The organism is Bradyrhizobium sp., assembly GCF_035570375.1.
Lineage (GTDB): Bacteria > Pseudomonadota > Alphaproteobacteria > Rhizobiales > Xanthobacteraceae > Bradyrhizobium.
This window is the reverse complement of sequence record NZ_DATMLW010000177.1, coordinates 21,641-47,223: the sequence shown is the minus strand read 5'-3', so window position 1 is coordinate 47,223 and position 25,583 is coordinate 21,641. Positions and strand designations below refer to the sequence as shown.

Below are 25,583 nucleotides of genomic sequence, written 5' to 3'. Positions count from 1 at the left end.
TGATGGCCGAATTCTGGACCAGTACCTTGTGGCCGCTGATCATCATGGTCGCCCAGAGCGTCCTGTTGCTCGTGGTGCTGCTGATTGCGATCGCCTACATCCTGCTCGCCGACCGCAAGATCTGGGCGGCGGTCCAGATCAGGCGCGGCCCGAACGTGGTCGGACCGTGGGGCCTGCTGCAGTCCTTCGCCGATCTTTTGAAATTCGTTTTGAAGGAACCGATCATTCCCGCCGGCGCCAACAAGGGCGTGTTCCTGCTGGCTCCGCTGGTGAGCTGCGTGCTTGCGCTCGCGGCCTGGGCGGTGATTCCGACGAATCTCGGTTGGGCGATCTCCGACATCAACGTTGGCGTGCTCTACATCTTCGCGATTTCGTCGCTGTCGATCTACGGCATCATCATGGCCGGATGGTCGTCGAACTCGAAATATCCGTTTCTCGCCGCGCTTCGGTCGGCGGCGCAAATGGTCAGCTACGAGGTGTCGATCGGATTTGTGATCATCACCGTGCTGCTCTGTGCGGGTTCGCTCAATCTCTCGGCGGTGGTCGAGGCGCAGAACAGCCGCGGGCTCGGCAGCCTGATCGGCCTGCCGCAGCTGACGATACTCAACTGGTATGTGTGGCCGCTGCTGCCGATGTTCGTGGTGTTCTACGTTTCGGCACTGGCCGAAACCAACCGGCCACCTTTCGACCTGGTCGAAGCCGAGTCGGAACTGGTCGCGGGCTTCATGGTCGAATACGGCTCGACGCCCTATCTGTTGTTCATGCTCGGCGAATACGTCGCCATCACCACCATGTGCGCGATGGCCACGATCCTGTTCCTCGGCGGCTGGTTGCCGCCGGTGGCGCTGCCGCCCTTTACCTGGGTGCCGGGCGTGATCTGGTTCTCGCTAAAACTTTTCTTCATGTTCTTCCTGTTCGCGATGGCGAAAGCAATCGTGCCGCGCTACCGCTACGACCAGTTGATGCGGCTGGGCTGGAAGGTTTTTTTGCCGCTGTCGCTGGCGATGGTGGTGATCGTCGCCGGCGTGCTGCAGTTCGCAGGCATCGCGCCGAAATGAGGTCGCAATGAGTGTCAACATCAACGCCACGTCGCGCTCGCTCCTGCTGTCGGAATTCGTGTCGGCGTTCTTCCTCGCCATGCGCTATTTCTTCAAGCCGAAGCCGACGCTGAACTATCCGTTCGAAAAGGGGCCGATTTCACCGCGCTTTCGCGGCGAGCACGCATTGCGGCGCTATCCCAATGGCGAAGAACGCTGCATCGCCTGCAAGCTTTGCGAGGCGATCTGTCCGGCCCAGGCCATCACCATCGAGGCCGGGCCGCGCCGCAACGACGGTACGCGGCGCACCGTGCGCTATGACATCGATATGGTGAAATGCATTTACTGCGGACTCTGCCAGGAGGCGTGTCCGGTGGATGCAATCGTCGAAGGCCCGAACTTCGAATTCGCGACGGAAACGCGCGAGGAACTCTACTATGACAAGGCGAAACTTCTCGCCAATGGGGACCGCTGGGAGAGCCAGATCGCCAAATCGATCGAGCTCGACGCGCCGTACCGGTGAGGTGAGGGAACGTGGCTGAGATGGGCACATTCGCCGCATATGCGGTCGGTTCCCTCCCCCCGTGTAGGGGAGAGGTGGAGAGGGGGGTAAGCCTCGGGTCTGGTGCGCGCGGTTTACCCCCCTCCCTAACCCTTCCCCACACGGGGGGAGGGAACGCACCGGTATATGCGGACAGGGGCTTGGCATGATCCTTCCCGCGTTGTTCTTCTATCTGTTCGCTGGCGTCTGCGTGGCATCCGCGGTGATGGTGATCGTGTCGCGCAATCCCGTGCACTCCGTGCTGTTCCTCATCCTTGCCTTCGTCAATGCCGCCGGCCTGTTCGTGCTGATGGGAGCCGAGTTTTTGGCCATGATCCTGATCGTGGTCTATGTCGGCGCAGTCGCGGTGCTGTTTCTGTTTGTGATCATGATGCTCGACGTCGATTTCACCGAGTTGCGCGAAGGCTTCATCGAATATCTTCCGATAGGCCTTGTGATCGGCGGGGTGTTCCTTGCCGAGCTGCTATTGGTAGGCGGCGGTTGGGTCATCAGTCCCAATGTGGCCAAGTCGATTACGGCGGCGATCCCCGCCAATGTGAGCAATACCCAGGCGCTCGGGCTCGTCCTCTACACGAAGTACATTCATTACTTCCAGATCGCGGGCCTGGTCCTCCTGGTCGCGATGATCGGTGCCATCGTGCTGACGCTGCGCCACAAGGCCAGCGTCAAGCGGCAGGACATCAATATTCAAAATGCGCGGACGCCGGAACTCGCCATGAGCGTGCGCAAGGTCGCCTCGGGTCAGGGCCTGCAGGATGCAGATGCCGCGGAGTGGGTGCAATGACAATTGGTCTTGGACATTATCTCGCGGTCGGCGCCATCCTGTTCACGCTCGGAATTCTCGGGATTTTTCTCAATCGCAAGAACATCATCGTCATTCTGATGTCGATCGAGCTGATCCTGCTCGCCGTCAATGTCAACCTGGTGGCGTTCTCGACCTTCATCGGCGACATTGTGGGCCAGGTATTTGCAATGCTGGTGCTCACCGTGGCTGCGGCCGAAGCCGCGATCGGTCTTGCGATATTGGTTGTCTACTTCCGAAACCGCGGCTCGATCGCGGTTGACGACGTCAGTCTGATGAAGGGTTAAGGCATGATCCGGATCCGAAGGGCCGCGCCAGCGCAAGGTGGGAACTGGCTTTCCCCCGCCGCAAGCGCGAAGCGCGTTTGCGCGGAGATCATCCGTGAAGGGGCTCGCCGATGATCCAGGCCATCGTCTTTCTGCCGCTGATCGGCTGCATCATCGCAGGGCTGATCTCGATTGTGGGCGCGCACGCGCGCAATCCGAGCGGCGATGAGGTCGAACATCATGCCGACGCCCACGATCACGGCGAGGTCGCAGTCAACGAAGACACCGGCGTCATTCATGCTTCCAGTCACGAGCCCGACGGCAACGGTCACGACGACCACCCTGCGACAGAGCCGGCGGCGGCCGGCTCGCGCGCGGCCGAACTGATCACGACCGGCCTGTTGTTCGTGGCGGCGGCGCTGTCATGGGTGGCGCTTGTCGATGTCGGCTTTGGCCACAACGACAGCCGAATTGCGCTGTTCCCCTGGATCACAGCGGGCGAGCTGCAGGTCGCCTGGGCGTTTCGTGTCGATACGCTGACGGCCGTCATGCTGGTGGTCGTCAACACCATCTCCTCGCTCGTGCATCTCTACTCGATCGGTTACATGGACGAGGACCCGTACCGGCCGCGGTTCTTCAGCTATCTTTCGCTGTTCACCTTCGCGATGCTGATGCTGGTGACGGCCGACAACCTGGTGCAGCTGTTCTTCGGCTGGGAAGGTGTCGGCCTTGCAAGCTATCTTTTAATCGGGTTCTGGTACCACAAGCCGTCGGCGAACGCCGCGGCCATCAAGGCTTTCATTGTCAATCGGGTCGGCGATTTCGGCTTCGCGCTCGGCATCTTCGCCGTGTTCATGCTGATCGGTTCTGTCGACTACGAAACGATTTTCGCCGCTGCGCCCGGGTTGACCGGCAAAACCATCAACTTCTTCGGCTGGCAGGCCGACGCGCTGACGCTGACCTGCCTGCTCCTGTTCATGGGCGCGATGGGCAAATCGGCGCAGTTTCTGCTGCATACCTGGCTGCCCGATGCGATGGAAGGCCCGACCCCGGTCTCGGCGTTGATTCACGCCGCGACCATGGTCACCGCGGGCGTCTTCATGGTAGCGCGGCTGTCGCCGCTGTTTGAGCTCGCGCCGACCGCGCAGGCGTTCGTGATGTTCATTGGCGCGACCACCGCCTTGTTCGCGGCCACCGTGGGTCTCGTGCAAAACGACATCAAGCGGATCGTGGCCTATTCGACCTGTTCACAGCTCGGCTACATGTTCGTGGCGATGGGGGCGGGGGCCTATTCGGTCGGGATGTTCCATCTGTTCACCCACGCCTTCTTCAAGGCGCTGTTGTTCTTAGGATCCGGCTCGGTGATCTATGCGATGCATCACGAACAGGACATCCGCATGATGGGCGGGCTGAAGGACCGCATTCCCTTCACTTACCTGGTCATGGTGATCGGCACGCTGGCTCTGACCGGCTTCCCCCTGACCGCGGGCTATTTCTCCAAGGATGCGATCATCGAATCCGCATACGCCTCCCACAATCCGTTCGGGCCTTATGGCTTCCTGATGACCGTGGTCGCGGCCGCCTTGACCTCGTTCTACTCGTGGCGCCTGATCTTCAAGACTTTCCATGGCGAACCCCACGATCGCGAGCATTATGAAGCCGCGCATGAGTCACCGCTCTGGATGCTCGTTCCGATCGGCATTTTGGCCGCGGGATCGATCCTCGCCGGCTTCCCGTTCCGGGAGTTGTTCGCAGGCCACGGCGTGGAGGAATTCTTCCGTGAATCGCTGAAGATGAATCCACACATCATCGAAGACATGCATCACATCCCCGAAAGCATCGCGTTCCTGCCGACGCTGATGATGGCGGTGGGTTTCCTGGTGTCGTGGCTGTTCTACATCCGCCGGCCGTATCTGCCGGTCGAGCTCGCCAATCAGCAGCCGCTGCTGTACCAGTTTCTGCTCAACAAATGGTATTTTGACGAGCTTTACGACCTGATCTTCGTGCGGCCGACGAAGTGGCTCGGGCGCTTCCTGTGGAAGGTCGGCGATGGCTACATCATCGACGGTTTCGGGCCGGATGGTGTGTCGGCGTGGGTACTTGATGTCACCCGCCATGTGGTGCGGCTGCAGACCGGATATCTCTACCATTACGCGTTTGCGATGCTGATCGGAGCTGCGGGCTTGATTACCTGGTTCATGTTCGGCGCGGGGGGCTAGCGATGACAACCTGGCCCATCCTCTCCGTCGTCACATTCCTCCCGCTCGTCGGCGCTCTGCTGGTTTATGCCAGCCGCGGCGATGACGAAGCGGCCCGCCGCAACGCGCGCTGGATCGCGTTGTGGACCACGCTGATCACCTTTCTTGTGTCTCTGATCCTGGTGTGGCGCTTCGATCCGGCGCAAGCCGACTTCCAGTTCGTCGAGAAGGCCCCGTGGCTCGCCAGCGCCATCACCTACCACATGGGCGTGGACGGCATTTCATTGCCGTTCGTGATCCTGACCACCGCCTTGATGCCGATCTGCATTATTGCGAGCTGGAAAGCCATCACGCTGCGCGTCCGCGAATACATGATGGCGTTCCTGGTTCTGGAAACGCTGATGGTCGGCACCTTCTGCGCGCTCGATCTCGTGCTGTTCTATTTGTTCTTCGAAGGCGGCCTGATCCCGATGTTCCTGATCATCGGGGTATGGGGCGGCCCGCGCCGCGTCTACGCGTCGTTCAAATTCTTCCTCTACACGCTGCTCGGCTCCGTGCTGATGCTGCTGGCAATCATGGCGCTATACTGGAATGCCGGTACGAGCGACATTCCGACCCTGATGCATACGGCCGTTCCGCACTCGTTGCAGACCTGGGCATGGCTGGCGTTCTTTGCCTCCTTTGCGGTGAAGATGCCGATGTGGCCCGTGCACACCTGGCTGCCGGATGCGCATGTCGAGGCGCCCACCGCAGGCTCCGTGATCCTGGCCGCTATCCTCTTGAAGATGGGTGGCTACGGCTTCCTGCGTTTTTCGCTGCCGATGTTCCCGCTGGCCTCGCATGATTTCGCGCCGCTGATCTTCTCGCTCTCGGTGATCGCAATCATCTACACCTCGCTGGTGGCGCTGATGCAGGAGGACATGAAGAAGCTGATCGCCTATTCCTCGGTGGCCCATATGGGCTTCGTAACCATGGGAATCTTTGCCGGCACCATGCAGGGGGTCGCGGGCGGCGTTTTCCAGATGATCTCGCATGGTATTGTTTCGGGCGCCTTGTTCCTCTGCGTCGGCATCGTTTACGACCGCATGCACACCCGCGAGATCGCGGCCTATGGCGGGCTGGTCAACCGCATGCCGCTTTATGCGTTCGTGTTCATGGTCTTCACCTTGGCCAATGTCGGTCTGCCCGGCACGTCCGGCTTCATCGGCGAATTCATGACGCTGATCGGCACCTTCAAGGTCGACATCCCGACCGCCACTTTTGCCACAACCGGCGTGATCCTGTCGGCGGCGTACGCGCTTTGGCTCTACCGCAAGGTGATCTTTGGCGCGCTGGTCAAGCCGTCACTTGCGACGATCAAGGACCTCACCTTCCGCGAATGCCTGACCTTGATGCCGCTGGTCGCGCTCACGATTCTTTTCGGCTTCTACCCGAAGCCGGTGCTCGATATCTCGGCTTCGTCAGTGCAGCAACTCGTGAACAACTACCACACCGCGATGACAACGGCCGTGAAGGCGGCCGCATTGCTGCAATAGCGTATTCGACATAGGGGAAGAAGCTTCGGCTCTGACTGATCGGAACCGGGGTTTGAAGGTTAGGACGACGTGCCATGAGCTTTGAGAGTGCAGGTTATCCATTGCTGCCCGTGCTGCCGGAGCTGGTCCTGGCAGTCGGCGCCATGGCGCTGCTGATGATGGGTGCCTTTGAGGGTCATCGGACCACCAGCCTCGTCACCACCCTCTCGATTTGTCTGCTGGTGGTCGTGGGCGCAATCGAGCTTGCGCTCCCTTCCGGAAAGCTGACCACCTTCGGAGGCAGCTTCATCGTCGATGACTTCGCGCGGTTCCTGAAGATACTGTCGTTGGCCGGATCGGCCGTCACGCTGATCCTTTCAATCGAATTTCTGGCCGATCCCTCCCGCCGAATGTTCGAATTCGCCATTCTGGTTCTGCTTTCGACACTCGGCATGATGGTGCTGATCTCGGCGGGCGACCTGATCATGCTTTATCTCGGTCTCGAGCTGATGAGCCTTGCGCTCTACGTGGTGGCGGCGAGCAATCGCGATAATGCCAAATCGACCGAGGCTGGCCTCAAATATTTCGTGCTGGGTGCCCTCTCGTCGGGCATGCTGCTATACGGCGCTTCGTTGATCTATGGCTTTACCGGTACGGTGGCTTTCGCCGGCATCGCTGCGGCCGCCAGGAGCCCCAGCATCGGCATCGTGTTCGGACTTGTGTTCCTGCTGGCGGGACTTTGTTTCAAGGTCTCGGCGGTGCCGTTTCACATGTGGACGCCCGACGTTTACGAGGGAGCGCCAACCCCCGTCACCGCGTTCTTTGCCTCCGCGCCGAAGGTCGCGGCCATGGCTGTGTTTACCCGCGCGACGCTCACCGCGTTCCCCGGTATCGTCCCGCAATGGCAGCAGGTCGTGGTGTTCGTGTCGATTGCCTCCATGGCATTGGGATCGTTCGCGGCCATTGGCCAGAAGAACATCAAGCGGCTCATGGCCTATTCGTCCATCGGCCATATGGGCTTTGCGCTGGTCGGACTGGCCGCCGGCACGGCCGAGGGCGCGCAGGGCGTGCTGGTTTACCTCGCAATCTATGTGACGATGACGCTCGGCGCTTTCACCGTCATCCTTGCCATGAAGCGCAACGGACAGCCGCTCGAGCAGATCAGCGACTTTTCCGGCCTGTCGCGAACCAATCCGGTGATCGCGGGCTTCTTTGCGATGCTGCTTTTCTCGCTTGCCGGAGTTCCCTGGCTCGCGGGCTTCTTTGCGAAATGGTATGTTTTTGTGGCCGCGATCAAGGCCGGGCTGTTCACGCTGTCGGTAATCGGCGTGCTTACCAGCGTGGTGGGCGCTTACTATTATCTGTTCATCGTCAAGGTGATGTATTTCGACGAGCCGCTGACCAAACTTGACCCGATGCGCGTCGAATTGCGCCCGGTGCTGGCGGTCACAGGCCTCTTCAACATCTTCTTTTTTGCTTTTCCCGCGCCGCTGGTCAGCGTGGCCACGGCGGCGGCCAAGTCGCTGTTCTAGATGCCCTTCGCGCTCGGTCCTCGAGCCAAATCGGCGGGCTACCGGCTCGCTGCCTACGACAGCATCGGCTCGACCAACGAGGAAGCTCTGTTGCGTGCGCGGGCCGGCGAGCGCTCCCCGATGTGGTTCGTGACCTCCGACCAGACCGCAGGTCGCGGGCGTAGACATCGCGCCTGGATCGCTCCGCGCGGCAACCTCGCCTGCAGCGTTCTCGAAACGCTCGACATTTCGCCAGCGATTGCCGCAACCTTGGGGTTTGCCGCGGGGCTGGCGCTGGAGGCGGCGCTGCGAAAGGCGAGCCACGAGGCGCTTGCGCGGGCGGGCGGATATGGGGATTTGGCGTTTTCGCTCAAGTGGCCCAACGACCTGCTGGCAGGGCATAAGAAGCTCGCCGGCATTCTCTTGGAAGCGGAGGCGATGGCGGACGGCCGGCTCGCGGTCGTGGTCGGCATCGGCACCAATGTCGTCGGCGCGCCAGAAGGCACGCCGACGCCCGCGACCTCGCTCAAAGCCCTTGGAGTGGATATCGGCGCGCAAGAATTGTTCGCAACCCTGTCGGACAGCTGGGCCGAATTTCGCAGCCTGTGGGGCCGGGGTTTTGGCGACATTCGGCGGCTTTGGCTCGAGCGCGCAGCAGGACTCGGAGCGGCGGTTGCGGTCCAAACTGGAGGATCCACGGTCGCCGGCACCTTCGATACCATCGACGAAGCCGGCAGCATGATCGTCCGAACCGCCAGCGGCGATCGGGTTGCGGTAACGGCAGGCGACGTCTATTTCGGTTCGGCCGCCTCAGTGGGGGCGGCCTGATGGAACAAGTGAACGAACTGACATTCGCGCCTCTCGGCGGCGTCGGCGAGATCGGCATGAACCTGTCGATCTACGGACACGGCAGCCGCCACCAGCGCTCCTGGCTCGCCGTCGATCTTGGGGTGTCCTTTGGCGACGAGGAGCATCTGCCGGGTATCGAAACCATCATGCCCGACGTCAGCTTTCTCGAGCAGGAACGAAGGAACCTGGTCGGGCTCGTGTTGACGCATGCCCATGAAGACCATTTCGGCGCCGTCATCGACCTTTGGCCGCGGCTGCAATGCCCGGTCTATGCGACAAAATTCAGTGCGGCGTTGTTCGAGGCCAAATGCGCCGCCGAGCGCAACCCGCCGAAGATTCCGGTCACGGTGGTATCCTCGCGCGGCCGCATCGATCTCGGGCCGTTCACTGTCGAGTTCATCCCCGTAGCGCATTCGATTCCGGAATCGCACGCGCTGGCAATCCACACCCCGACCGGCACGGTTCTGCATACCGGCGACTGGAAGATCGATCCGACGCCGGTCGTTGGCGTTCCGACCGACGAGCGGCGGCTGCGCGAACTTGGCGAGGCCGGCGTGCTGGCGCTGATCGGCGATTCCACCAATGCGGTGCGGGACGGGCGTTCGCCGTCGGAAGCCGAGGTTGCCGCGAGCATCATTGAACTTGTGAAGGCGGCGAAGGGTCGGGTCGCGGTCACGACCTTTGCCTCCAATGTGGCGCGGTTGCGGGCGGTAGCGGACGCCGCGCGTATCTCGGGGCGGGAGGTCGTGGTGGTCGGCCGCGCCATGGAGCGCGTCGTGCAGGTGGCGCGCGAAACCGGGTATCTCGAGGGGGTGCAGAATTTTCGCGGGGCCGACCTGTTCGGTCACTTTCCGCCGGACAAGGTGCTCGCGCTGTGCACGGGAAGCCAGGGCGAGCCGCGCGCGGCGCTGGCGCGCATCGCCAATGACGACCACCCGGAAGTAACTCTCAACAAGGGCGACTGCGTCATTTTCTCCTCACGCACCATCCCCGGCAACGAAAAGGCGGTGGGAGCGATCATCAATGGACTGATCATGCAAGGTGTCGAGGTCATTACCGACCGGACCCATCTCGTTCACGTGTCGGGCCATCCGCGACGCGACGAATTGCGCGACATGATCGGCTGGGTCCGGCCGCAATTGCTGATCCCCGTCCATGGTGAAGCGCTGCACCTGTTCGAGCACGCCAGGCTGGCGCGAGCCGCAGGCGTGCCGAAGGCGCTGATTTGCCGCAACGGCGATCTGGTGAAACTGGCGCCGGGCGAACCCGGTATCATCGATGAACTGCCTTCGGGGCGGCTCTACAGGGATGGTCTTATCCTGGAGGATTCCAATTCGCGCGCGGTGGTCGAACGGCGCAGGATGGCTTTCGCCGGATGCGCCTTCATCGCGATTGCGATGACCGCGAAGGGCGAGCTGGCCGACGATCCCGAGATCGATCTGGTCGGGATCCCTGAGAAGAATATGGCGGGCGAGATCATCGACGACATCGTGTTCGACGTCGTGGTGTCGACCGTGGAAGGGCTGCCACGCCCGCGACGGCGTGACCCTGACGCGACAGCGGAATCGGTACGCCGGGCCGTGCGCGCGTCAATCAACGAGCAGTGGGGCAAGAAACCGTTGTGTTTGGTCCACGTCCTGACGGTGTAGACTATCGGAACCGATCAACATCGATAGAAGTCGGCCGCCGGTTTTGCGCAACCCGCATGCGCAAGCTATAAGGAAAGCGGAGGAGTTTTCCATGCTGGGCCGGCTCAATCATGTGGCAATTGCCGTCAAGGACGCCGAGAAGGCCGCGAGAATCTATGGCGCCGCGTTCGGCGCCGACGTTTCGGAAGCGGTGCCGCTGCCCGAGCACGGCGTGATCACGGTGTTCGTAGCTTTGCCCAACACCAAGATCGAGTTCATCCAGCCGCTTGGCGCAGCCTCGCCGATCGCGAAATTCCTCGAGCGTAATGCGGACGGCGGCATCCATCACATCTGTTACGAGGTGCCGGACATCGTCGCGGCGCGCGACACCTTGATCAAGGAGGGGGCGCGAGTGCTCGGCGACGGCATTCCGAAAATCGGCGCCCACGGCAAACCGGTTCTCTTCCTTCATCCGAAGGATTTTTCGGGTGCGCTCGTCGAAATCGAGCAGGCGTAAGCTAGTGCCGCCTGTTTGAAGTTCCTGAACCACTTGCCGCGAGTCCGACCAGGAACTTCAAATAGAAAAGCGGTACTAGAATCATAGATTTGCTAGTGCCCTTGGCTTTCCGAAGTTCGTGCAAGAGGGTGCCGCGACGTTTCACGAACTTCGGAAAGAGGGCACTAGATGGCCTATACGATCTCGACCGGATTTGCGATCTACTTTGTCTTATGGTGGATCGTGCTGTTTGTGACGCTTCCATTTGGCGTGCGCAGCCAGCATGAGGACGGCGGAGGCAGCCCGGGTACCGATCCCGGCGCGCCGGTCGCAACCCAGATGGGGCGCAAACTGATCTGGACGACGCTGTTATCAGGCGTGATCTATGCGGCGGGCTTTGCAGCCTATCGCAGCGGTTTCGTGACCATCGAGCGGTTGTCCAAGCTGATGGGAATGCCGTTCTGATCGCTGCGGCAAATTCGACTAAGGCGCGAAAAGACCTGTGTTGGAGTAGGGGAGGCAAATGACGTTTCAGCGGATTATCGCCGGGCTCATGGTTCTCACCATTGCCGGCCTTGCGGCCTCCTTCTATGTAAACTGGAAAACGTATTCGCAGCTTCAGACGATGAAAGCGTTCGTCGAGGGATCTGCCTTTGCGGAAGCTGTGGCGGCCTGCGAGCGGGCGCAGAGCACGACGCCGTTCAAATGGAATGGCGGGACCAACACCAGGGTGATCGGCTTGAACTCGGTCAAGCTCGACAAGTACAGGATCGTCGCGAGCTACACCCTGCTTGCCGATGGCGTCTATTGCGATTTCGACCCGGTCAGAAGAAAGGCCGACGTCGGATCGAATTTCCTCGAGCGGGAATGACCTTTCCGTTGCAGAAGTTCTGCGCAAAATAATCCGCGCAAAAAAAAGAGCAGGGCGCTAAGCCCTGCTCCAGAAAAAAAGAGCAGGGCACTAAGCCCTGCTCCAGAAATTGTGTCGACCCTGTTTTCCCGAAAATGAATTTGATCTTGATTGGACGGGCGACGCTGCTTGTGCGCGTCAGGGCTCCTCCCGAGACTTGGACCACCAGACGATCTTGCGATCAGCCTGAGGCACCTAGTCCTAGACTATAATTTTCGTGTTGTCATCCATTTCAGCAACGATTGTTCAAAACTGAAGCAGCTTCTGAAATGAATGGGATTTGGGCAGGCTGCGAGTGCCAACTTTAGCTCTCTTACGTGATTGGTATCATAACACAATTTCGTATCCAAGGCGACCGCACGAGGACCTACGGTGCCGGCTCAGATTTGAACAAAGCTTCGGCACTCATTGCAGCGTCGAACCTTGCCGGCAGATGCGACTTGTTCCAGCCAAGGATGATCGGCAGCCAATCGTTGGAAATTGTGTATCTCAGACCTTCGCCGGACTTGCGGCTGCGAATGATGATCATCGACATAATGATGATCATCGACATGAGGCCAGGCGGCGCTTTCCCACTGCTCCCGGGTTTCCGAATGGACTGAAGAGGGGAAGGCGAGCGGCCACGCCAACGCCGCGGCGACGAGCAGGGATTTTTTAATGCATGTGAGCGCTCATGTCGATTGCGGGCGCCATGATCCCGAGCACTCCAACAATCGTGATGATACCGAGTCCCAGCGCAGTTTCGACGACCGTGCTGCGCACGAGCCTCTCAGTCGTCAGGAGGCTTTGGTCGATTCCAGCCTTGGCGCAAAGTCGCGGCAACAGGTATTGCCGGTTGACCGTGGCCACGCCGAACATGACGATGAACAGGGTGATCTTGAGGAGGAGCAATCGGCCATAGGTCGTATCTGTGAGGCTCGATATTCCACCAACCAGGAATGAGACGTTGACGGTTCCAGTGATGAGCAAGATGCCCACTGCGAGAATGCCAAGAGAAGAAAAGCGGCTGGCCGCGTGACAGGCGGCTGTAACCCATCCCTCCTCGCGAAATCGCTGCAGATAGGCGAGCAGCAGCGCAAGTGGGATCAGGCCTCCGAGCCACAGACCGGCAGCGAGCAGATGCAGGAAGTCCGCGGCGAGATGAAAGTTTCTTTCAAACCCCAGCCCTTCCTCGCCGTGTCCCGCAAAGGCCAGCGCACCCAGATAGCCGCCGGCCAGCAAGGCGGCCAGAACACGTTGCCATGTGCGCGCCTGGTTTTTCGGTCGCAGCAGCAGGCACGCGCCCAGCAAGATGCCGAGCAAGATCCGCATCCCCCAGCTGAGACCGAACTGGGTTTGGAGAAGAACAGTCCAGACCGTGCCGTCGGCGATCACCGTTTCAACTGTTTTGGCGGCGATCCGAGCCGAGACCAGACACAACCAGGCGAGAGCCGAAGCGATAGAAAGGATCAGACTGATCCACAGAATCCTTCCGGTCCGTTCCCTGAAAGAGGACTCGGTCGCCGGGAGCCGTAGATTCGTCTGCAAGACCGGTGCGGCGATGAACAGCTCGAAGAAGACGATGCCCGCCACTATCACCGTTGTAGCGTAGTGAATATCCCGCACCACGATCAGCGGATTGATCAAAATTTCCTCCACCTTGACAGGGACGACGGTATGACCCGTCCCTATCCGAGAAGTCTGTCGCTGGCAGCCCTCTTTTTTTGAGCCACCGCTGCCTCACTGCTTCACATGGAACGTGAAGCTGCCTTGCGTCGTATGGGTGTCGACCGACAAGACGTGCCAGCGAACCCTGTACGTTCCCGGAGGCAATGGCTTCAGCCCGACCCGCATGGTGCTTGCGCTGATCGTTGGCTTGCCGAGATCGACGCGCGCGCCGTTGGCGTCACTTACTTCAACCGAGCTGAACGCCGGTTCCAGGTTTTGCGTATAGAAAAGTGCGAGTTCTCGTGGGGCCGTGGGTACGGTGCTGCCGACGCGCGGTTCTGCATGATCGAGAAAAGCGTGGGCCTGTGCGCCAGTGCTTGGCATGACGGCAAGCAGGATTGCCGCTGCTGGAATCGAGATGCGCATGGTTTGCCTCAAAAGGTCAGTTTGCGAGTTGGGGCCGAGCTTCCTCCGAACAGCGGTTGCCCAATGCTCCTGGGGAAGATGTCGTCGAGATACAAATGGAGCTGGGCGAGAACACCGACCCCCGTGCCGCTCTCGCGGTTGATCGGGATCATGGCCTCGATCCCGACCTGGAAATAACTCCCGACCCATATCACGCCCGGATTTACAGTTCCGGTCGTGGTGGAGGGATTGCCGAAATTATTGGCCATCGGTGTCGTCAAGCTCACTTCGACGAGCGGAATCAGATGATTAAAGAAATCCGGAAGCCCGAGATCGATGACCTCCGATTTCAGATAGGGCATGCTGTATTGCAGTGTCCCTCCATAAACCAACTGCTGAGGGATGAACACATTCTGGGTGAAATCGAAGGAGTCGGTCGGGATTTGATAGCCCACTTGTGCGGTCACGGCGAATGGACGAATCCAGGACAAACTGTCCGGCAGGTCACCGAACCCTTTGCCAATATTGATCGTCGGGGTAATTGTGCTGAACTTGTCGGCAAATCCCGCTCCGGTAGAACCGGTGCGGCCCCAGTCAACAGAGAGTCCTGTCAGAATCGCCAATTCATGCGACGGGTCCTTCAACACCTGAAACTGGAACGCCGTTTCGAGATTTCCAAACCCTGAAGCGACGGTGCCGTCGGGTTGACGAATTTGGGTCCAGCCTTGACTGAAGGTTACGCCGAAATTCTCGGTAATTCGTTTTGAGAAGTCGATCGAGATATCCAACTGCGAGGCAGGCGGCACATCTGCGGTCTTGGACCAACCTACGGTCGGGATCGACATTTCGTCGGCTACGCAGGGATCATCGGTCAAGAGCGTGGCTGGAAGGAAACGGGCGCCGACGAAGCAGTGGGCAAAGGCGTGAGTGGTGAATGTCACTGCAATAAAACTTGCAAGCGCAAGCGAACGCAGCAGCATGAATCGAGACATTGGGATTCCTCCGGTCAAACGTGAAAGCGGGTACGCAGTCGGTCGCAACTGCGATGCATCACGCGTGGAGCGGGGGACCTCTCGGACGGGCTACCGAATATAGCGAAGACGAGGCTAGCTGCAGCGGCCGGATCGTTTGGCGAATCTTGCGGATTTGCCGATCAACGGTCGAGATTGTAGACGGATCGGAAGCGCCAAGGAGGTGGAATGCGCCGGAAAAACAAAGCAGACAGTGGTCATTTGCCGGATGTCCCTGCTGGTCGGCCGGCGCGGCGGGACTGCTGTCATCTGTCTGTTGCAGGCACAGGGAATGCGAAAGTTCGTCGACGACAGAAGCCTGGGCTGGCGGCGCACCCACCAATGCGAGCAGGAGAGGCTGGGTGACCAGCGCATAAATCGTGGCAGCGCCAATCAGCTTTCGCAAGAAGCGAAGCCACGAACCCGCTTGATTTGACGAGGTCCCCATGATCACAAACTTAGGTCGACGGATATGGCAAGTTCGGTAACGTAGTCCGCCCAAAGCTTGTCAAGTATAGTAGGTGGTATGAAAGTAGCAACCCGGATCGCGCCTTGCGACCGCTTGTTGTGTTGCATGGACCAAGCCGAAACAATCAGACACCCAGGAAATAAACATGAAGACGATCCTACGTACGCTTTGCGGCATCTTGTTTTTGGGCGCTCTGACCTGTGCTTCGGCCAGTGCCGAGGAGGTCAAGGCCGGTGACCTCGTGATCACGCAAGCCTGGAGCAGAGCCACCCCCGGTGGCGCCAAGGTCGGCGGCGGCTATCTCACGATCGAGAACAAGGGCTCGACGGCGGACCGGCTGATCGGCGGATCAGCCGATATTGCCGCCAAGGTCCAGGTTCACGAGATGGCCATGAACAATGGCGTGATGACGATGCGTCCCATCGACAAGGGCCTTACGATCGAGCCCGGCAAGACGGTGAAGCTCGCGCCCGGTGGCCTACACCTGATGCTGCTCGACCTCAAGAGCCCGCTGAAGCAAGGCGACAAGGTGCCCCTGACGCTGGAGTTCGAAAGGGCCGGAAAGGTTTCTCTCTCGCTTGACGTGCAAGGGATTGGCGCGCAGGGGCCAGCGAATTCAGGCGGGGAGATGGAGAAGAAAATGCCGGGCATGAAAATGTGAGAGTTGAAAGGCGAGGAGCGCCCCCGCAGACCCCTTTGCGCCATCATCGCGGGGTGGGACTCGGCGTCAAAACGACAGGAAAATCCGCCCCCTGGTGCGGCGAATTTGAAGTTCCTATCAGTATGGCGGCAAGTTCGCGATAGGAACTTCAAATTCAAAGCCGCACTAAAATCAACAAGTTGCTAGAGCTCCTTTGATTCCGAAGTTCGCATCAGAGGTCGCCATGACAGCTCGCGAACTTCGGAATCGGAGCTCTAGTGCCCACTTTCCGAAGTTCGTGCTCCATCGCAGCGCCAGCCTTCACGAACTTGGGAAAGTCATGGGCTACTCACAAACTTATTGATTCTACTATCGATCTGAAGTCCCCGAATGGGACTTGCCGCTTGTGATGCAGGGACTTCAGATCGGCGGTACCAGGCCGGTTTTGCCGACGCTTACCCTTGTATTTTTGCACCCGATCCGGTTTGACTGCTCAGTTCCCGGGCCGATTCCTGTTGGTGTGACCATGCGACTGTCGCGTTTCCTGCTTCCGATCCTCAAGGAGAATCCGAAAGAGGCCGAGATCGTGTCGCATCGGCTGATGCTGCGCGCGGGCATGATCCGGCAGGAGGCCGCCGGCATCTACGCCTGGCTGCCGATGGGCCTTCGGGTGCTGAAGAAGATCGAACAGATCGTCCGCGAGGAGCAGAACCGTGCCGGCGCGCTTGAGCTTCTGATGCCGACGCTGCAACTCGCCGATCTCTGGCGCGAGAGCGGCCGCTACGACGCCTACGGCCCGGAAATGCTGCGCATCACCGACCGCCACAAGCGCGAGCTGCTTTACGGGCCGACCAACGAGGAAATGATCACCGAGATCTTCCGCGCCTACGTCAAATCCTACAAAAGCCTGCCGCTCAACCTCTATCACATCCAGTGGAAGTTCCGCGACGAGCAGCGGCCGCGTTTCGGCGTGATGCGCGGACGCGAATTTTTGATGAAAGATGCCTATTCGTTCGACATCGACGAGGCCGCCGCGCGGCGCGCCTATAACAGGATGTTCGTCGCCTATTTGCGCACCTTCGACCGCATGGGGCTGAAGGCGATCCCGATGCGCGCGGAGACCGGCCCGATTGGCGGCGATCTCAGCCATGAATTCATCGTGCTCGCGGAAACCGGAGAATCCGGCGTTTACTGCGACAGCGACGTGCTGAACCTGCAAGTGCCTGGCGAGGACGTCGACTACGAGGGCGACCTCACGCCGATCATCAAGCAGTGGACCGCCGTTTATGCCGCAACCGAAGACGTTCACGATGCTGCGCGTTTCGAGCGTGAAGTGCCGGCCGGCAAGAGGGTGCATACGCGAGGCATCGAGGTTGGCCAGATCTTCTATTTCGGAACGAAATATTCCGATTCGATGAAGGCGCTGGTTGCCGGAGCCGATGGTGCGGAAGTCCCCATTCACGGCGGCTCCTACGGCGTCGGCGTTTCCCGGCTTGCTGGCGCCATTATCGAGGCGTGCCATGACGAGGCCGGAATCAAGTGGCCGGAATCGGTCGCCCCGTTCAAGACCGTCATCCTGAATTTGAAGCAGGGCTCAGCTGACACCGATGCCGCCTGCGAACGGCTCTACCGCGAACTGTCGGCCAAGGGCGTCGAGGTCCTTTACGACGACACCGACCAGCGCGCCGGCGCCAAATTCGCCGCGGCCGATCTGATCGGCATTCCCTGGCAGATCCTGGTCGGCCCCAAGGGCCTTGCCGAAGGCAAGCTCGAGCTCAAACGGCGAAGCGGCGATATGCGTGAGAGTCTCAGTCCGGCGGACGTGCTCGCGCGGCTGGCCTAGTGTCCGGGTTCCGACGTTCGTATGATTTTGCCGCACGCACTTTTACGAACGTCGAAACCAAGGGACACTGGCAACTCGATGATTCTGGTGTGGCTTTGGATTTGACGTTCCTATAACGCACTCGCGGCGAGACTGATAGGAACGTCAAATCCGCCACACTGGTGGTCCTTGCCTGGCGTTCGGATCCGCTCGTTATCCACCGCCGGGATACCGGCCATACCGGCCACAATTGGCCCGAATCGTGTGTAAATCGAACCATGGATGAAGCTATGAGCGAGCCAGTTCGAACCCCACCTTTCGCGCCATTCGAGTGGCTGCTTTCGGGGCGCTATTTGCGGGCACGCCGCAAGGAAGGTTTCATCTCCGTCATCGCGGGCTTTTCGTTTCTGGGCATCATGCTCGGCGTTGCCACGTTGATCATCGTGATGGCCGTGATGAACGGCTTTCGCAAGGAGTTGCTGGACAAGATCCTCGGCCTCAACGGCCACCTTCTCGTGCAGCCGCTCGAATCGCCGTTGACCGACTGGAAGGACGTCGCCGACCGCATCAATCAGGTTCCAGGTATCAGGCTGGCAGCACCGGTCGTGGACGGACAGGGATTGGGATCCTCACCGTTCAATGCGGCTGGCGTCTTCATCCGCGGCATTCGCGCCGACGACCTCAACAATCTCACCTCGATCGCCAAAAACATCAAGCAAGGTACGCTTGAGGGATTTGACGAAGGGCAGGGCGTTGCGATTGGGCGCCGGCTCGCCGATATCCTGTCGCTGCATGCCGGCGACATGATCACCCTGGTTTCTCCGAAGGGAGCCGTGACCCCGATGGGGGTCACGCCTCGCATCAAGCCCTACAGGATTACGGCGGTGTTCGAGATCGGCATGTCGGAATACGACGCCAGCTTCGTGTTCATGCCGCTTCCCGAAGCGCAGGCCTATTTCAACCGCAACAATGACGTATCCGCGATCGAGGTATTCACTACCAACCCCGACAAGATCGACAGCTTCCGCAAGAGCGTGACGGAGGCGGCAGGCCGGCCTGTGTTCCTGGTCGATTGGCGGCAGCGCAATTCGACCTTCTTCAACGCGCTTCAGGTCGAGCGCAACGTGATGTTTTTGATTCTCACCATGATCGTGCTGGTGGCGGCACTCAATATCGTTTCCGGCCTGATCATGCTGGTCAAGGACAAGGGCAGCGATATCGCGATCCTGCGCACCATGGGCGCCTCGCAAGGGGCGATCATGCGGGTGTTCCTGATCACGGGGTCTGCGATCGGCGTGGTCGGTACGCTCACGGGATTCCTGGTCGGCATGCTGATCTGCCTGAATATCGAGTCCATCCGGCAGTTCTTGTCCTGGCTCACCAATACCGAACTGTTCTCGCCGGAGCTTTATTTCCTCTCCAAACTGCCCGCCGAGGTCGATTTCGGCGAAACCAGCGCGGTGGTGATCATGGCGCTGACACTTTCCTTCCTCGCAACCCTCTATCCATCATGGCGTGCCGCCCGCCTCGACCCCGTCGAAGCGCTCCGGTACGAGTGAGGCCGAGATGGCGGAGCGGACGGAAGAGGATGTGCCGGTCATCTATCTGCACGACATCAAGCGCCAGTACATGCAGGGCGAGACGCCGCTGACTATACTCAACGGCGCCAAACTCGCGCTCTGGGCAGGGCAGTCGGTCGCGCTGGTTGCACCCTCCGGTTCCGGCAAATCGACGCTGCTTCATATCGCAGGTCTCCTCGAGAGCCCGGACGAGGGCGAAGTGTATGTGGCGGGGACACCGACCTCGGGCCTGCCGGATGTGGAGCGAACCCAGATTCGCCGCACCGAAATCGGCTTCGTCTACCAGTCGCACCGGCTGCTGCCGGAATTCACGGCGCTCGAAAACGTGATGTTGCCGCAGATGATCCGTGGCTTGAAAAGGTCGGAGACCATCAAGCGCTCGATCGAAATTCTTAGCTATCTCGGCCTCGGCGACCGCATCAAGCATCGGCCGGCTGAATTGTCTGGCGGCGAGCAGCAACGCGTCGCAATCGCGCGCGCGGTCGCCAACGCCCCGCGGGCGCTGCTCGCCGACGAACCGACCGGCAATCTTGATCCGCATACGGCTGATCACGTGTTCCAGGCGTTGATGCAGTTGGTGAAGGGCACGCGAGTGGCAGTGCTGATCGCAACTCACAACATGGAACTTGCGGGCCGGATGGACCGACGGGTGTCGTTGGTCGAGGGCGAAATCGTCGAGCTGGATTAAGAAGGCCGGCGCTAGTGTCCTGATTCCGAAGCTCGTATCATTGCGCAGCATAATTTGCGCGGAGGTCATGCTCAAACAAAGAGATGCGATTCATGATGCGATTCCACTTAATCGCATCATGATCCAGGGGCTGGAAAGCCTTTCATCGACACGGCATAGTCGCGCTCATGAAAAGATCTGACGTCACTTGTCCCAAGTGCAGCGCCGGTTATCGGCGCATCGAGTTGACCTCTCGCCCCGGGGCCAGAGGTGAATTTCGCTGTCTGCTCTGCGACGAGGTGCTTGAGGTGTTTGATGGCTCAACCGACGTCGCCATCCGCCTTACTGTGCAGCCCGAAAAGACCTTCGAATAGCGCAAGTCCTTTTGTTCCCTCACCGGACGCATCGCTGTTCCCGAGCATTGCTTAAGGACACGCAGTAGCCGTGGTGCAACCCATGCGAGTTCCACTGCAGAATTGTTGTTGGAACTTCCGGAGCAGGAAACTCTCGCGCGCACAGCGATAAATTAAATTTTAGTAAGCATAGTTTCCGCGCCGATGTTGCGATGCGGTTACAGCAATACAATCGGAGGCTGATAGAATTTCATCGTGGGACTGCGATTCCAAGATTGGAAAATCAAACAATGAAGAAACTCCTGCTTTTCACGACGGCCATTATCGCGCTGGGCGCCGCGCCGGCCGTTGCCGCGGACCTTCCGGCACGACCTTATACGAAGGCGCCTCCAGTATTTGCTCCGATCTACGACTGGAGCGGTTTTTACATCGGGATCAACGGCGGCGGCGGCTCAAGCCACAAGTGCTGGGATTTCATTGATGATGCCGGCTTTGCGAATCCGGAAGGTTGTCACAATGCGACCGGCGGTACTTTCGGTGGCCAGATCGGCTACCGTTGGCAGATGGCATCCTGGGTGTTTGGATTGGAAGCACAGGGCAACTGGGCTGATTTCCGTGGCGACAATATCAGCATCATCCCTTTGTTTAGCACTGACCGGAATCAATCCCGCATCGACGCCTTCGGTTTGTTTACTGGCCAGGTCGGCTATGCCTGGAACAACGCGCTTCTCTACGTGAAAGGCGGCGCGGCCGTCACGGATGACCGGTACAGAATCTTTGATGTTCCGACCGGGCTTCTGGATGACAGGGCCAACGAGACCCGCTGGGGTGGCGTGGTCGGCGTCGGCTTCGAATACGGATTTGCCCCGAGCCTGTCGGTCGGCTTCGAGTACGATCACATGTTCATGGGATCCAAAGATGTCAGCTTTACTTCTGTCACCGGTGCATTCGATGGGATCGATCGCATCCGTCAGGACGTCGATATCTTCACCGTCCGCCTCAACTACAAGTTCGGCGGGTTCGGTGGGCCAGTGGTCGCGCGCTACTGATCGCGAACTGGTTTGATTCCCAACGCATCAAAGCCCTGGCTTCGGCCGGGTTTTTTTTGTGCCGGTTGCCTTCGGGGCCGCGAGCGCCAGTGCCTTGTGGTTTTAGCGCTGGCGACGCCTCGTGAGGTCTAAGGGTCAAGTCTGCTTGTGGCAGCCGGTAGGAAATCAGGACACCAGGGATCCCTTGATACGCTCCATTGCGCGAGCTTGTCCGGCATCTCGCGCAAAAGGCGAGACACCTGGTCAAGGGGTTAACCAAGGAGGTCATTCGACCCATTACCACCCCTTGACCAAAGAACAGAAAGAGAACTATGTTCCTCTTATGTTCTGGGAGAGGAGGTATTCATGCTGAAGGTATTTGTCGAGGAAGCGGCGGCGCTGGCATCCATCGTGTTGTTTGTGGGAATGATCGCGGTCTGGGCGCAACTGATTACCCAGCTTTGAAGGCAGGAAGGGGGGTCCCGCCGGTCCCGGAGGTCTTGGCGGCCCCACTGACCTGCTGGGGAAAAGCCGGACGGCGCCTGACAATAAAGGCTTCCGCGTGGACTCATCCTCTCCGAGACGGCACCATTGCCGGTCCGAGTCGGCATGCAGGCCCACTCGCAAGCCCCTAAAGTCCTCAGTGATTGCTGATCCCAGCCCATGTCAAAGCTATCGGCCTTGCCGGCCAATGCCGGATTCGTCCATCTCCACGTCCATTCCGCCTATTCGCTGCTGAAGGGATCGATCAAGATCGCCAAGCTTGGCGAACTGGCGAAGGCGGATCGTCAGCCGGCGCTGGCCCTGACCGATACCGACAACATGTTCGGGGCGCTGGAGTTCTCCGACAAGATGGCGGGATACGGCATCCAGCCGATCATCGGTTGCGAGCTTGCGGTCGATTTCGGCGACCAGGACCCCAATGCGCGCACGGCGTCGGCGGCGCCGCCCTCGCGCATCGTGCTGCTGGCGGCGCGCGAGCGCGGCTATCGCAGCCTGATGCGGCTGAACTCGCGCGCTTTCCTGGAAACGCCGGTCCACCAAACCCCGCATATCAAGTTCCACTGGCTCGAAGGCGACTGCGAGGACGTGATCGCGCTGACCGGCGGAGCGGATGGGCCCATCTCGCTGGCGATCGCGGCCGATCACGCGGCATTGGCCGCATCGCGGTGCGATCGGCTGGCGGCTCTGTTCGGTGACCGCCTTTACATCGAATTGCAGCGCCATGGTGCCGAGAAGGAACGCCGCGTCGAGGCCTCCCTGATCGACCTTGCCTATTCAAAGGGATTTCCTCTGGTCGCAACCAACGAGCCTTTTTTTGCGACCTCCGACGATTACGAAGCCCACGACGCGCTGCTCTGCATCGCCGGCGGACGCCTGATCGCCGACACCGACCGTGAACAGCTGACGCCCGATCATCGGTTCAAGACCCGGGCGGAAATGGCCGTGCTGTTCGCCGATGTTCCGGAGGCGCTCGCTTCGACGATCGAGATCGCCGAGCGCTGCGCGTTCCGCCCGGTGACGTGCAAGCCGATTTTGCCTCGCTTCACGGTTGGCGCGGGTGCGAATACCGCGGACGCCGCCGGTGAGGAGGCTGCCGAATTGCGCCGCCAGGCCGAGGAGGGCCTCAGTCAACGCCTCAGGGTACACGGGCTTTCGACAGGAGCTTCCGAGGAAGATTATCGCAACCGGCTCGCCTTCGAAATCGATGTCATCACCCGCATGAACTATGCGGGCTATTTCCTGATCGTGGCCGACTTCATCAAATGGGCGAAGGCCGAAGGCATTCCGGTCGGCCCCGGCCGCGGCTCCGGCGCGGGCTCGCTGGTCGCCTACGCGCTGACCATCACCGACCTCGATCCGATCCGCTTTGGCCTTCTGTTCGAACGCTTCCTCAATCCGGAACGGGTGTCGATGCCGGACTTCGACATCGATTTTTGCCAGGACCGGCGCGGCGAGGTGATCGACTATGTGCAGCGGCGCTATGGCCGCGATCAGGTGGCGCAGATCATCACCTTCGGAACGCTGCAGGCGAGGGGCGTGCTGCGCGACGTCGGGCGGGTGCTGCAGATGCCCTATGGGCAGGTCGACAAGCTCACCAAACTCGTTCCGCAAAATCCGGCCGCACCGGTGACGCTGGCAGCCGCAATCGAGGGCGAACCGAAACTGCAGGCGTTTCGCGACGAGGACCCGGTTGTGGCGCGGGCCTTCGATATCGCCCAGCGCCTTGAGGGTCTCACCCGTCATGCTTCGACCCACGCCGCAGGCATCGTGATCGGTGACCGGCCGCTCAGCGAGCTGGTGCCGCTCTACCGCGATCCGAAATCAGACATGCCGGTGACCCAGTTCAACATGAAATGGGTCGAGCCCGCCGGGCTTGTCAAATTCGACTTCCTCGGCCTCAAGACGCTCACGGTGCTCGATGTCGCGGTGAAACTGCTCAGCCAGCGCGGTGTCGAGGTCGATCTTGCGACGCTGCCGCTCGATGACGCCGAGAGCTACCAGATGCTCGCGCGCGGCGATGTCGTCGGCGTGTTCCAGGTGGAAAGTCAGGGCATGCGGCGGGCGCTGGTCGACATGCGGCCAGACCGGTTCGAGGACATCATCGCGCTGGTGGCACTGTATCGGCCGGGTCCGATGGCGAATATTCCGACCTACTGTGCCCGCAAGCACGGCGACGAGGAGCCTGAATATCTGCATCCGATGCTCGAGCCGATCCTGAAGGAGACGTTCGGCGTCATCATCTACCAGGAACAGGTGATGCAGATTGCGCAGGTGATGGCCGGCTATTCGCTGGGCGAGGCGGACCTGTTGCGGCGCGCGATGGGCAAGAAGATCCGCTCCGAGATGGAAAAGCAGCGCGCCCGCTTCGTTGCCGGTTCGGTCAAGAACGGCGTGCCGAAAGCCCAGGCCGATACCATTTTCGAGTTGCTGGCAAAATTCGCCGACTACGGTTTCAACAAGAGTCACGCCGCGGCCTACGCGCTGGTATCGTATCACACCGCCTACATGAAGGCGCATTATCCGGTCGAGTTCCTTGCTGCGTCGATGACGCTCGACCTCAACAATACCGACAAGCTGTCGGAGTTTCGTGCCGAGGCCCAGCGGCTTGGAATCAAGGTCGAGGCGCCTTCGATCAATCGCTCCGCCGCCACCTTCGAAGTCCACAACGGCACGATCTATTACGCGCTCGCCGCACTCAAGGGCGTCGGCCCGCAGGCGGTCGAACTGATCGTGGAGGCGCGCGGCCGCGGTCAATTCAACTCACTGGCCGACTTCGCGGCTCGCGTCAGTCCGCGCGCCATCAACAAGCGCATCATCGAAAGCCTCGCCGCGGCTGGCGCCTTCGATGCGCTCGACGCCAACCGCGCCCGCGTGTTCGCGGGCGCCGAGGCGATCCTGGCTGCCTGCCAGCGCAGCCACGAGGCCGCGCTGATTGGACAGAACGACATGTTCGGAGGAGCCGCCGACGCACCGACCATCATTTTGCCGCAGGTTGAGCCTTGGCTGCCGGCCGAGCGGCTGCGGCGCGAATATGACGCAATCGGCTTCTTCCTGTCGGGCCATCCGCTCGATGATTACGCGACGGTGCTCAAGCGCCTGAGGGTGCAATCCTGGGCGGAGTTCTCGCGTGCGGTGAAAACCGGCGCAACCGCCGGCAAGGTCGCGGCGACCGTCGTGTCGCGCATGGAGCGGCGGACCAAGACCGGCAACAAGATGGGCATCATGGGGCTCTCGGATCCGACCGGCCATTTCGAGGCCGTGCTGTTTTCGGAAGGCCTTGCCCAGTATCGGGACGTGCTGGAGCCGGGTGCGGCGGTACTGTTGCAATTGGGCGCCGAGCTGCAGGGTGAGGACATCCGTGCACGCGTGCTGCACGCCGAGCCGCTCGATGACGCCGCCGCCAAGACCCAGAGGGGCTTGCGCATTTTCGTTCGCGACACGAAGCCGCTGGAATCCATCGCCAAACGGTTGCAGATGGGGGAGCCGGCAGCGCAGAATGGAGTTGCTCGTGCTGCCCAGGCCAAGCCCACCGCCGGAGGCACTGACGGGGACGTGTCGCTGGTGATGATGCTCGATCTCGAAACCGAGGTGGAGCTGAAGCTGCCGGGCCGCTTCAGGGTCTCGCCCCAGATTGCTGGCGCGATCAAGGCGGTGTCGGGCGTGGTGGACGTCCAAACATTGTAAA

At 60.4% G+C, this 25,583-nt stretch carries 23 protein-coding genes; 19 read left to right on the top strand and 4 right to left on the bottom strand.

Annotation, left to right across the window (positions count from 1 at the left end; translation table 11 throughout):
* Nucleotides 1–2 precede the first annotated feature (2 nt).
* The 12 genes from nuoH to VNX23_RS19155 all read left to right on the top strand — a co-directional run bounded on the left by nuoH (nucleotide 3) and on the right by VNX23_RS19155 (nucleotide 11,734).
* Nucleotides 3–1,058 (top strand): NADH-quinone oxidoreductase subunit NuoH, encoded by a 1,056-nt coding sequence (nuoH, locus tag VNX23_RS19210; RefSeq protein ID WP_325632558.1) that lies wholly within the window; start codon nucleotides 3–5, stop codon nucleotides 1,056–1,058.
* Nucleotides 1,059–1,065: 7 nt separating this feature from the next.
* The gene (gene nuoI / locus VNX23_RS19205; protein ID WP_325632556.1) at nucleotides 1,066–1,560 is read left to right on the top strand and encodes an NADH-quinone oxidoreductase subunit NuoI; all 495 of its coding nucleotides are present in this window, start codon (nucleotides 1,066–1,068) and stop codon (nucleotides 1,558–1,560) included.
* A gap of 184 nt (nucleotides 1,561–1,744) precedes the next feature.
* On the top strand, nucleotides 1,745–2,383 hold the full coding sequence (locus VNX23_RS19200) for an NADH-quinone oxidoreductase subunit J (protein WP_325632555.1): 639 nt from the start codon (nucleotides 1,745–1,747) through the stop codon (nucleotides 2,381–2,383).
* Complete coding sequence (gene nuoK / locus VNX23_RS19195; RefSeq protein ID WP_325632553.1) at nucleotides 2,380–2,688, top strand: NADH-quinone oxidoreductase subunit NuoK; 309 nt, start codon at nucleotides 2,380–2,382, stop codon at nucleotides 2,686–2,688. The genes VNX23_RS19200 and nuoK overlap by 4 nt, the downstream gene beginning before the upstream one ends.
* A gap of 110 nt (nucleotides 2,689–2,798) precedes the next feature.
* A complete protein-coding gene (gene nuoL, locus VNX23_RS19190) occupies nucleotides 2,799–4,886 on the top strand; it encodes an NADH-quinone oxidoreductase subunit L (protein WP_325632551.1) in 2,088 nt (695 codons plus the stop codon).
* Between the two features lie 2 nt (nucleotides 4,887–4,888).
* Nucleotides 4,889–6,400, top strand: coding sequence for an NADH-quinone oxidoreductase subunit M (locus VNX23_RS19185; protein WP_325632549.1), 1,512 nt, complete (start codon nucleotides 4,889–4,891; stop codon nucleotides 6,398–6,400).
* Nucleotides 6,401–6,474: 74 nt separating this feature from the next.
* Nucleotides 6,475–7,911 carry an NADH-quinone oxidoreductase subunit NuoN gene (nuoN, locus tag VNX23_RS19180; RefSeq protein ID WP_325632547.1) on the top strand — a complete coding sequence of 479 codons (1,437 nt, stop codon included), beginning with the start codon at nucleotides 6,475–6,477 and terminating at the stop codon, nucleotides 7,909–7,911.
* Complete coding sequence (locus VNX23_RS19175) at nucleotides 7,912–8,718, top strand: biotin--[acetyl-CoA-carboxylase] ligase (RefSeq protein WP_325632545.1); 807 nt, start codon at nucleotides 7,912–7,914, stop codon at nucleotides 8,716–8,718.
* Nucleotides 8,718–10,388, top strand: coding sequence for a ribonuclease J (locus VNX23_RS19170; protein WP_325632544.1), 1,671 nt, complete (start codon nucleotides 8,718–8,720; stop codon nucleotides 10,386–10,388). Before VNX23_RS19175 ends, VNX23_RS19170 begins: the two co-directional genes overlap by 1 nt.
* A gap of 91 nt (nucleotides 10,389–10,479) precedes the next feature.
* On the top strand, nucleotides 10,480–10,884 hold the full coding sequence (gene mce / locus VNX23_RS19165) for a methylmalonyl-CoA epimerase (RefSeq protein ID WP_325632542.1): 405 nt from the start codon (nucleotides 10,480–10,482) through the stop codon (nucleotides 10,882–10,884).
* Between the two features lie 168 nt (nucleotides 10,885–11,052).
* A complete protein-coding gene (locus tag VNX23_RS19160) occupies nucleotides 11,053–11,328 on the top strand; it encodes a DUF1467 family protein (RefSeq protein WP_325632541.1) in 276 nt (91 codons plus the stop codon).
* A gap of 58 nt (nucleotides 11,329–11,386) precedes the next feature.
* Nucleotides 11,387–11,734 carry a hypothetical protein gene (locus tag VNX23_RS19155; RefSeq protein WP_325632539.1) on the top strand — a complete coding sequence of 116 codons (348 nt, stop codon included), beginning with the start codon at nucleotides 11,387–11,389 and terminating at the stop codon, nucleotides 11,732–11,734.
* Between the two features lie 406 nt (nucleotides 11,735–12,140).
* Here VNX23_RS19155 and VNX23_RS19150 read toward each other — a convergent pair whose 3' ends face one another.
* The 4 genes from VNX23_RS19150 to VNX23_RS19135 all read right to left on the bottom strand — a co-directional run bounded on the left by VNX23_RS19150 (nucleotide 12,141) and on the right by VNX23_RS19135 (nucleotide 14,817).
* Nucleotides 12,141–12,326 (bottom strand): hypothetical protein, encoded by a 186-nt coding sequence (locus tag VNX23_RS19150; protein ID WP_325632537.1) that lies wholly within the window; start codon nucleotides 12,324–12,326, stop codon nucleotides 12,141–12,143.
* Between the two features lie 101 nt (nucleotides 12,327–12,427).
* Nucleotides 12,428–13,399 carry a copper homeostasis membrane protein CopD gene (gene copD, locus VNX23_RS19145; RefSeq protein ID WP_325632535.1) on the bottom strand — a complete coding sequence of 324 codons (972 nt, stop codon included), beginning with the start codon at nucleotides 13,397–13,399 and terminating at the stop codon, nucleotides 12,428–12,430.
* A gap of 93 nt (nucleotides 13,400–13,492) precedes the next feature.
* Nucleotides 13,493–13,846, bottom strand: coding sequence for a copper resistance CopC family protein (locus VNX23_RS19140; protein ID WP_325632534.1), 354 nt, complete (start codon nucleotides 13,844–13,846; stop codon nucleotides 13,493–13,495).
* Nucleotides 13,847–13,854: 8 nt separating this feature from the next.
* Complete coding sequence (locus VNX23_RS19135) at nucleotides 13,855–14,817, bottom strand: hypothetical protein (RefSeq protein ID WP_325632533.1); 963 nt, start codon at nucleotides 14,815–14,817, stop codon at nucleotides 13,855–13,857.
* Between the two features lie 136 nt (nucleotides 14,818–14,953).
* Between VNX23_RS19135 and VNX23_RS19130 the strand changes: the two genes are divergently transcribed.
* From VNX23_RS19130 to dnaE, 7 genes are all read left to right on the top strand, one after another.
* Nucleotides 14,954–15,271: a hypothetical protein gene (locus VNX23_RS19130; protein WP_325632532.1), complete on the top strand. Its 318-nt coding sequence runs from the start codon at nucleotides 14,954–14,956 to the stop codon at nucleotides 15,269–15,271.
* Nucleotides 15,272–15,449: 178 nt separating this feature from the next.
* Nucleotides 15,450–15,965 carry a copper chaperone PCu(A)C gene (locus VNX23_RS19125; protein WP_325632530.1) on the top strand — a complete coding sequence of 172 codons (516 nt, stop codon included), beginning with the start codon at nucleotides 15,450–15,452 and terminating at the stop codon, nucleotides 15,963–15,965.
* A gap of 505 nt (nucleotides 15,966–16,470) precedes the next feature.
* On the top strand, nucleotides 16,471–17,787 hold the full coding sequence (proS, locus tag VNX23_RS19120) for a proline--tRNA ligase (protein WP_325632529.1): 1,317 nt from the start codon (nucleotides 16,471–16,473) through the stop codon (nucleotides 17,785–17,787).
* 257 nt (nucleotides 17,788–18,044) lie between these two features.
* A complete protein-coding gene (locus VNX23_RS19115; RefSeq protein WP_325632527.1) occupies nucleotides 18,045–19,325 on the top strand; it encodes a lipoprotein-releasing ABC transporter permease subunit in 1,281 nt (426 codons plus the stop codon).
* Between the two features lie 7 nt (nucleotides 19,326–19,332).
* Nucleotides 19,333–20,034: an ABC transporter ATP-binding protein gene (locus VNX23_RS19110; RefSeq protein ID WP_325632526.1), complete on the top strand. Its 702-nt coding sequence runs from the start codon at nucleotides 19,333–19,335 to the stop codon at nucleotides 20,032–20,034.
* A gap of 622 nt (nucleotides 20,035–20,656) precedes the next feature.
* Nucleotides 20,657–21,415, top strand: a complete 759-nt coding sequence (locus VNX23_RS19105; protein ID WP_325632524.1) for an outer membrane protein — start codon at nucleotides 20,657–20,659, stop codon at nucleotides 21,413–21,415.
* A 642-nt stretch (nucleotides 21,416–22,057) separates the two neighbouring features.
* The gene (gene dnaE, locus VNX23_RS19100; RefSeq protein WP_414643031.1) at nucleotides 22,058–25,582 is read left to right on the top strand and encodes a DNA polymerase III subunit alpha; all 3,525 of its coding nucleotides are present in this window, start codon (nucleotides 22,058–22,060) and stop codon (nucleotides 25,580–25,582) included.
* Nucleotide 25,583: the final 1 nt, after the last annotated feature.